7 protein-coding genes and 1 riboswitch are annotated in these 6,359 nt (G+C 69.5%); of the genes, 4 read left to right on the top strand and 3 right to left on the bottom strand.

Annotated elements, in window-relative coordinates; genetic code table 11:
- The coding region (locus tag ACT6XY_RS06115; RefSeq protein WP_444747448.1) for a nicotinate-nucleotide--dimethylbenzimidazole phosphoribosyltransferase at window positions 1-374 on the top strand (374 nt) is incomplete at its 5' end.
- Window positions 375-386: 12 nt separating this feature from the next.
- Here ACT6XY_RS06115 and ACT6XY_RS06110 read toward each other — a convergent pair.
- The 3 genes from ACT6XY_RS06110 to ACT6XY_RS06100 all read right to left on the bottom strand — a co-directional run bounded on the left by ACT6XY_RS06110 (window position 387) and on the right by ACT6XY_RS06100 (window position 3,364).
- Window positions 387-992, bottom strand: coding sequence for a response regulator transcription factor (locus tag ACT6XY_RS06110; RefSeq protein WP_444747447.1), 606 nt, complete (start codon window positions 990-992; stop codon window positions 387-389).
- Window positions 993-995: 3 nt separating this feature from the next.
- Window positions 996-2,036 (bottom strand): PAS domain-containing sensor histidine kinase, encoded by a 1,041-nt coding sequence (locus ACT6XY_RS06105; protein WP_444747446.1) that lies wholly within the window; start codon window positions 2,034-2,036, stop codon window positions 996-998.
- Window positions 2,037-2,182: 146 nt separating this feature from the next.
- Window positions 2,183-3,364, bottom strand: a complete 1,182-nt coding sequence (locus ACT6XY_RS06100) for a pyridoxal phosphate-dependent aminotransferase (protein ID WP_444747445.1) — start codon at window positions 3,362-3,364, stop codon at window positions 2,183-2,185.
- Between the two features lie 227 nt (window positions 3,365-3,591).
- Here ACT6XY_RS06100 and ACT6XY_RS06095 point away from each other — a divergent pair, with 227 nt between their 5' ends.
- From ACT6XY_RS06095 to gcvT, 3 genes are all read left to right on the top strand, one after another.
- Window positions 3,592-4,224, top strand: coding sequence for a hypothetical protein (locus ACT6XY_RS06095; protein WP_444747444.1), 633 nt, complete (start codon window positions 3,592-3,594; stop codon window positions 4,222-4,224).
- A gap of 121 nt (window positions 4,225-4,345) precedes the next feature.
- On the top strand, window positions 4,346-4,810 hold the full coding sequence (locus tag ACT6XY_RS06090) for a DUF805 domain-containing protein (RefSeq protein ID WP_444747443.1): 465 nt from the start codon (window positions 4,346-4,348) through the stop codon (window positions 4,808-4,810).
- 72 nt (window positions 4,811-4,882) lie between these two features.
- Window positions 4,883-4,990: riboswitch (glycine riboswitch) on the top strand.
- Window positions 4,991-5,193: 203 nt separating this feature from the next.
- On the top strand, window positions 5,194-6,339 hold the full coding sequence (gcvT, locus tag ACT6XY_RS06085) for a glycine cleavage system aminomethyltransferase GcvT (protein ID WP_444747442.1): 1,146 nt from the start codon (window positions 5,194-5,196) through the stop codon (window positions 6,337-6,339).
- Window positions 6,340-6,359 lie beyond the last annotated feature (20 nt).

Raw genomic sequence — 6,359 nt, 5'->3', positions numbered from 1 at the left:
GGCCGGGCCTCGACCCGCTCGAAGTGCTGCGCCGGGTCGGCGGCCGCGAGATCGCCGCCGTCGCCGGGGCCATCCTGGCGGCGCGCCTGCAGCGCATCCCCGTGCTTCTCGACGGCTATGTGGTGACCGCCGCGGCGGCCGTGCTCCACGCGCTCGACCCGGCGAGCCTCGACCATTGCCTCGCCGCCCACCGCTCCGCCGAGCCGGCCCACGGCCGCGTGCTGGAGAAGATCGGCAAGCGGCCGCTTCTGGATCTCGGGATGCGGCTCGGCGAGGGCTCCGGCGCGGCGCTGGCCTGCGGCATCGTCCGCAACGCCCTCGCCGTGCACCAGGGCATGGCGACCTTCGAACAGGCGGCGGTCAGCCGCGGCTGACCGACCGGCCGCTCACTGCTCGGTCAGCACGATCCGCACGAGATTGGCGGCGTTGCGGGCGCCGATCTTCTCCATGATGCGCGCCCGGTGCACCTCGATGGTGCGCGGGCTGATGCCGAGGTTTCGGCCCGCCTCCTTGTTGGAGGCGCCGCCGGCGATCTGTTCCAGCACCTGCCGCTCCCGCGGCGTCAGCAGTTCCATGCCCGGGAAATGCGAGGCGAGTTGCCCCGGCGTGCGGTTCGGCCGGTGACCCTCGGCGAGGACTTCGCGCACGCGGCCGACGAGCCGCTCGGCGTCGAAGGGCTTTTCGAAGAAGTCGACGGCCCCGCTGCGGATGGCATCGACCGCCATCGGGATGTTCGCATGGCCGGACATGGCGAAGATCGGCGCAGCGAAGGCGTCGGCCTTGAGCCGCTTCAGCACGTCGAGCCCCGAGGGCCCGGGGATGTCTACGTCGAGGATGAGGCAGGCTGGCACATGGCCCCGCATCGCTGACACGACGGAGGTCCCGTCTGCGAAACCGGTCACGTCAAATCCCTGCAGGGTGAAGATGGCGCTCAGCGCGTCGCGCACCGCCGGGTCGTCGTCGACCACGAAGATCTCATCGGCATGGGACATGGGTCACGGGCTCCGCTGCACGGCTCTTGGCTCGCCCGGAGGGGCCAGGGGCAGGACGAGCGAGACGGTCGCTCCCTGCCCGGCGCCGCCGGGATCGATGGTGATGGACCCGCCGTGGCGTTCGGCGAGGCCACGGGACAGGGCGAGGCCGAGGCCGAGGCCTGCCGGCTTCGATGTGCGGAAGGGCGCGAACAGGCCAGCGCTGACCTCGGCTGACATGCCGGGTCCGCTGTCGCGCACCGCAAGGACCACGGTGCCGCCCTCTTGCCGCGTGGTGATCCATAGCCGCGGGTTCGGCCGGCCCTCGGCCGCCTCGATCCCGTTGCGCACGATGTTGACGACGATCTGTTGCAGCTGCACGGGATCGGCGACGACCCTGAGCGGGTGCTCGCCTCTCTCGCGCAGGATGACCGGTTGCGGGTCGCGGCCGACCATCGCGAGGTCCACCGCCTCGTCGATGGTGGTATCGAAGGGCACGGGCCGGGTCTCCGGCGGGCGGTTGGCGGCGAAGCGGCGCAGCCCCCGGATGATGCCGCCGGCCCGCTCGGCCTCGCGCCGCGCCTTGGCGATGAAGGTGGCCGCAGGCCCCGCCGCACCGACCAGGCTCTCGGCAGCCCTGAGATAGAGGGCCGTCGCCGTCAGCGGCTGGCTGAGCTCATGGGCGATGACCGGTCCCATGGCGTCGCTCGCCCCCGACCGCGCCTCGCCAGCCTTGTCGGTGTTTCTCGCCCGCAATACGGCGACCTTGGGGCCGGCCTCGCCCGTTCCGACGGCGGCGAGGTCCAGGCGAACGGGAATGTCCGCGCCGTGCCGGTGGCGCGCCACGGTGTCCCGGCTTCCAAAGGCGTTGTGGAGCGTGCCTGCGGCCTCGTCCGCGAGCAGCATGGCAAAGGGGCGTCCGAGAACGTCGCCGGCCGTCCAGCCGAGCAGGGGTTCGCCGGCGGCGCCGAAGGCGGTGATCCGCCCCTGTCCGTCGAGCACGACGATCGCCTCGCCCGCCATGTCGAGGACCCTCGACAGGAGCGCGTCGTCTGCATGCGGCATCAGTGGGACGGCCCGTTCGATGGGATCCTCCGCCGGCAAATGTGCGCGGCAGAAAACCACCTGCGACATCCCGCCTCATCCGTAAATCATGCTACGGAGAAATGCGGAGCGCAACGGCCTTTGCATCACCAAACGTAGGGTGGCCCCTAAAGCTGGGGTATCGCCGTCTTCAGCCGTTCCGCCGCCAGCGCGATCGCCTCGGGCGAGCGCAGGTAGCAAAGCCTGAGATGGCCCTCGCCACCGGGTCCGAAGGCGCTGCCGGGGGCAAGACCCACCTTGGCGATGTCGACGAGCTTCATCGCCGCCGCGTTCGAATCGGTGACGCCGTCGATCCCGAAGAACAGGTAGAAGGCGCCGTCCGGTCTGGAGAACCGGCACCGCCCGGTGGCCTCGATCGCCTCGGAGACGATGTCCCGCGCCTTGCGGGCCTTCGCCACCTGATGGGCGAGGAAGCTCTCGCCGCGCTCAAGGGCGACGACGCAGGCCCGCTGGATGAACACCGGCGAACCCGAAGTCGAGTACTGGATGAGGTTTTCGACGACGTCGCCGAGCGCCGGGTCGGCCTCGATCCAGCCCGTACGCCAGCCGGTCATCGCCCAGTTCTTCGAGAAGGTGTTGACCCAGACGATGCGATCGCCCTCTTCGCGCACGTCGTGGAAGGAGGGGGCCCGGCGCGGCGCGCCCTCGGTCCAGACGAAGCGGGTATAGATCTCGTCGGCGACGATCCACAGGCCATGACGGCGGGCGATGGCGAGGATGGCGGCGAGCTCTTCCTTCGTCGCGGTCCAGCCGGTGGGGTTGGAGGGCGTGTTGATGAACATCGCCTTCGTCTTCGGGGTGATCGCCGCTTCCAGCTTCTCGAGGTCGATCTGCCAGCCGCGGTTGCCGTGGTCGAGTTCGACGAAGACCGGAACCGCACCGCGCAGACCCGCGGCGGCCGGTGCGTTCGGCCAGGTGGGGGAGGGGATGATGACCTCATCGCCGTTGCCAGCCACCATCGTCATGGCGATCTGGATCGCCTGCATGCCCGAGCCGCAGACGAAGAACCGCTCCGCCGACAGCTCCCGGCCATAGAGGTCGGAGGCATAGGTGGCGATGGCCTGGCGAAGCTCGGGGATGCCGCGCTGCCACGTGTAGGTCGTCTCGCCGGCGGCGAGCGAGCGCGTCGCCGCCTCGAAGATGAAGGAGGGGGTCGGCATGTCGCCCTCGCCGACCCAGAGCTGGATGACGTCACCGGCGGAGCGAGCATATTTCGACAGTTCGACGATGCCGCTGGCGGGGGCGCCGGAGGCTTCCGGGCGCAGCGAGGCGAGGAGGGCAGAGGTCATGCGGACGGTCCTGGAGTCGGGCGGGCTTGGCCGGGATCGGCGAGCATAGCGGTCGCGTCCGCTCCTTCTCATGAAAAACACGCGCCTTGTCCATCAGCCGGCGCGATGAAAGCGCCGGGTCTGCTGCCGGTGGACGACAGCATGATGGCCTTTGTTCCGCCCGAAGCCTGTTGCTATAAGCGCCGATCGCGACGGCAAATCGAGGTAGCGGCGTGCGGATCTGGAAAGTGACGGCTGTTCTGGCGGCGGGCCTGGCGCTCGGCGCATGCGGTAGCACCGGCGGCAACCTGTTCGGTGGCCAGCAGCAGCAGACGACGCAGGTCGCGGCCCAGCCCGCTCCCGGTGTCGGCTCGCCCGTGCACAACGCCCTGTTCGGCCAGCCCGTTCCCGAGGGCCAGCAGACGCTCCACGCCAACCTCTGTCCGCGGGTCGAGATCCGCGACGGCTCGGCGGTCTGGCGCCAGGGCGGCGAAGGACCGACAGAGCTGCGTTACCAGGGCACGATCACCGATCTCGCCCGCGAATGCCGCATCGACGGCCAGACCATGACCATCCGCGTCGGCATCGAGGGCCGCGTGCTCGTCGGCCCCAAGGGCGACGGGGGCCGCGTGACGATGCCGATCCGCATCGCCGTGACCAAGGGCCTGTCGACGCCGGTCTGGACGCGGCTCTACCAGGTGCCGATCGACATTCCCGCCGGCTCGCCCAACGTCGCCTTCACGCAGGTCGAGGACCAGGTCTCCTTCCCGCTCCCCGAGCCTGGCGACCTCGCGACCTACATCGTCTTCGTCGGCTTCGACAACCAGGCGGCCCAGCCCGAGCGTCCGCGCCGCGGCCGCGCCCGCACCGCCCAGCGCTGAGAGCCGGTCCGCGCGGGCAAGGCGACGGCCCTCAGGGGCTTAAATGCTCAGTGAGCTTTTCGATTGACTGGGCCCGTCCGTCCGACGATCATCCGTGTGGTGATCGGGGACGGGGGGTCCGATGAAGTTCTATTTTCTCACCTTCGACGGCAGGATCGGCCGGCGGACTTACTGGATCGGTGCAGCCTTGCTCCTGCTCGCCGCATTGGTCGCGATGTTCTCGATCGGCGTCGCCGAGGGCGTGCTGACGCCGGGCCAAGGGGCGTCGCGCTGGGGCACGATCGGGATCTTCCTCGTGACTCTCGTCCTGATGCTTCCCTCCTATTCCCTAGCGATCCGACGCACCAACGATCTCGACTACCCCGCCTGGACGGCCTGGGCGATCACCGGCCTGTCGGTGGTCGATTCGGCGCGCTCGCTCGGCGGCTGGGGCTATGCCGACAATTCCCTGACCATCATCTTCGGCATGCTCTTCGCGCTCGCCTTCATCTGGGCCCTCGTCGTTCTGGGCTTCAAGCGCGGAACCGTCGGTGCCAACCGGCACGGACCGGATCCAGTCGCCGACGCCGCGCCGGCTGCTGCCTGACCTTCGGGCACCTCTGCCCACAGGATCGCCTTGACTTCGCCACGAGCAGCGGCCATTGCGAAGGCGTGTCATAAGAACCCGGCGGGAGAGTCCGGGTGGTCTTCATGTTGATGGGATCCCCCGGCGCCGAAGGAGCAACGGCCCCGGAACCTCTCAGGCAAAAAGGACCGCCGGTGGAATGACATTCTGGAAAGTGGCCGGAGGTCCAATCCCGGCCCACCGACGGAGTAAGCCGAAGGTTTCCGCTCGCGGAAGCCGGCTCTAACCGAGCCTAAGGTGAATCTCTCAGGTCCTGCGACAGAGGGGCGCGAGCGGGCGACAAGCCCGCATTTCGGAGAGTTCGGCTCAACCCGGACGTTTCCGCGCGCCGGAGTGCAGGATTGATGGGCGAGCCCCAGACCGGACCGTTGCTGACCACGCCGCTCCATGCCCTGCATGGCGAGCTTGGCGCCAAGATGGTGCCCTTCGCCGGCTACGACATGCCGGTGCAATATCCGACCGGCGTGCTGGCCGAGCACAACTGGACGCGCACCCATGCCGGCCTCTTCGACGTCAGCCACATGGGGCAGTGCTTCCTCATTCCCGCCGACGGACGCTACGAAACGGCCGCCGCCGCCCTCGAGAAGCTCGTTCCGGCCGACGTGCTCGGCCTGAAGCCCGGTCAGCAGCGCTATTCGCAGTTCACCAATGCCGAGGGTGGCATTCTCGACGACCTGATGGTCACCCGCCTCGGTCATCCCGGCCACGAGCACTGGATTTACCTGGTGGTCAACGCCGCCTGCAAGGACGCCGACTACGCCCATCTGAAGGCGCATCTGCCGGCGGACGTCACGCTGAAGATCGCCGACGACCTCGCGCTGATCGCGGTGCAGGGCCCCGAGGCGGTGGCGGCCGTGGCAACCCTCGCGCCGGAACTCGCAACCCTCAAGTTCATGACCTCGGCCGACCTGCCCGTGGGCGGCATCTGGGCCCATGTCTCCCGCACCGGCTACACCGGCGAGGACGGGGTCGAGATCTCGGTGAAGAGCGCCGATGCCGTCGCCCTCACGAAGAAGCTTCTGGCGGACGAGCGGGTGAAGCCGATCGGCCTCGGCGCCCGCGATTCGCTCCGGCTCGAGGCCGGTCTCTGCCTCTACGGCCACGACATCGACACCACCACCTCGCCGGTGGAAGCCGGCCTCACCTGGTCGATCCAGAAGCGCCGGCGGACCGAGGGCGGCTTCCTCGGCGCTGCGCGCATCCAGAAGGATCTCGCCGACGGCGCGCCGCGCCTGCGCGTCGGCATCCTGCCCGACGGGCGCGCGCCCGCGCGCGAGGGCACCGTGGTGAAGTCCGCCGACGGCCAGCCCATCGGCACCGTCACCTCCGGCGGCTTCGGCCCCACCATCAACGGCCCGCTCGCCATGGGCTACGTCAACCGCCGCTTCGCCGAGCCCGGGACACCGGTGCTCCTGGAGGTCCGCGGCAAGGACCTGCCCGCCAAGATCGTCACCATGCCCTTCGCGCCGCACCGCTACTTCCGCGGCTGAGCCTTCAACGACACGCCTTC

The organism is Phreatobacter sp. (genome assembly GCF_052440005.1).
Lineage (GTDB): Bacteria > Pseudomonadota > Alphaproteobacteria > Rhizobiales > Phreatobacteraceae > Phreatobacter.
Note: the sequence above shows the minus strand (reverse complement) of the source record. Positions and strands in the feature narration are given on the sequence as shown.

Coding starts and splice junctions, on each gene's coding strand:
- ACT6XY_RS06090 (WP_444747443.1), top strand. CDS start 4,346: ATGAAGTTCTATTTTCTCACCTTCGACGGCAGGATCGGCCGGCGGACT.
- gcvT (WP_444747442.1), top strand. CDS start 5,194: ATGGGCGAGCCCCAGACCGGACCGTTGCTGACCACGCCGCTCCATGCC.
- ACT6XY_RS06105 (WP_444747446.1), bottom strand. CDS start 2,036: ATGCCGCATGCAGACGACGCGCTCCTGTCGAGGGTCCTCGACATGGCG.
- ACT6XY_RS06100 (WP_444747445.1), bottom strand. CDS start 3,364: ATGACCTCTGCCCTCCTCGCCTCGCTGCGCCCGGAAGCCTCCGGCGCC.
- ACT6XY_RS06110 (WP_444747447.1), bottom strand. CDS start 992: ATGTCCCATGCCGATGAGATCTTCGTGGTCGACGACGACCCGGCGGTG.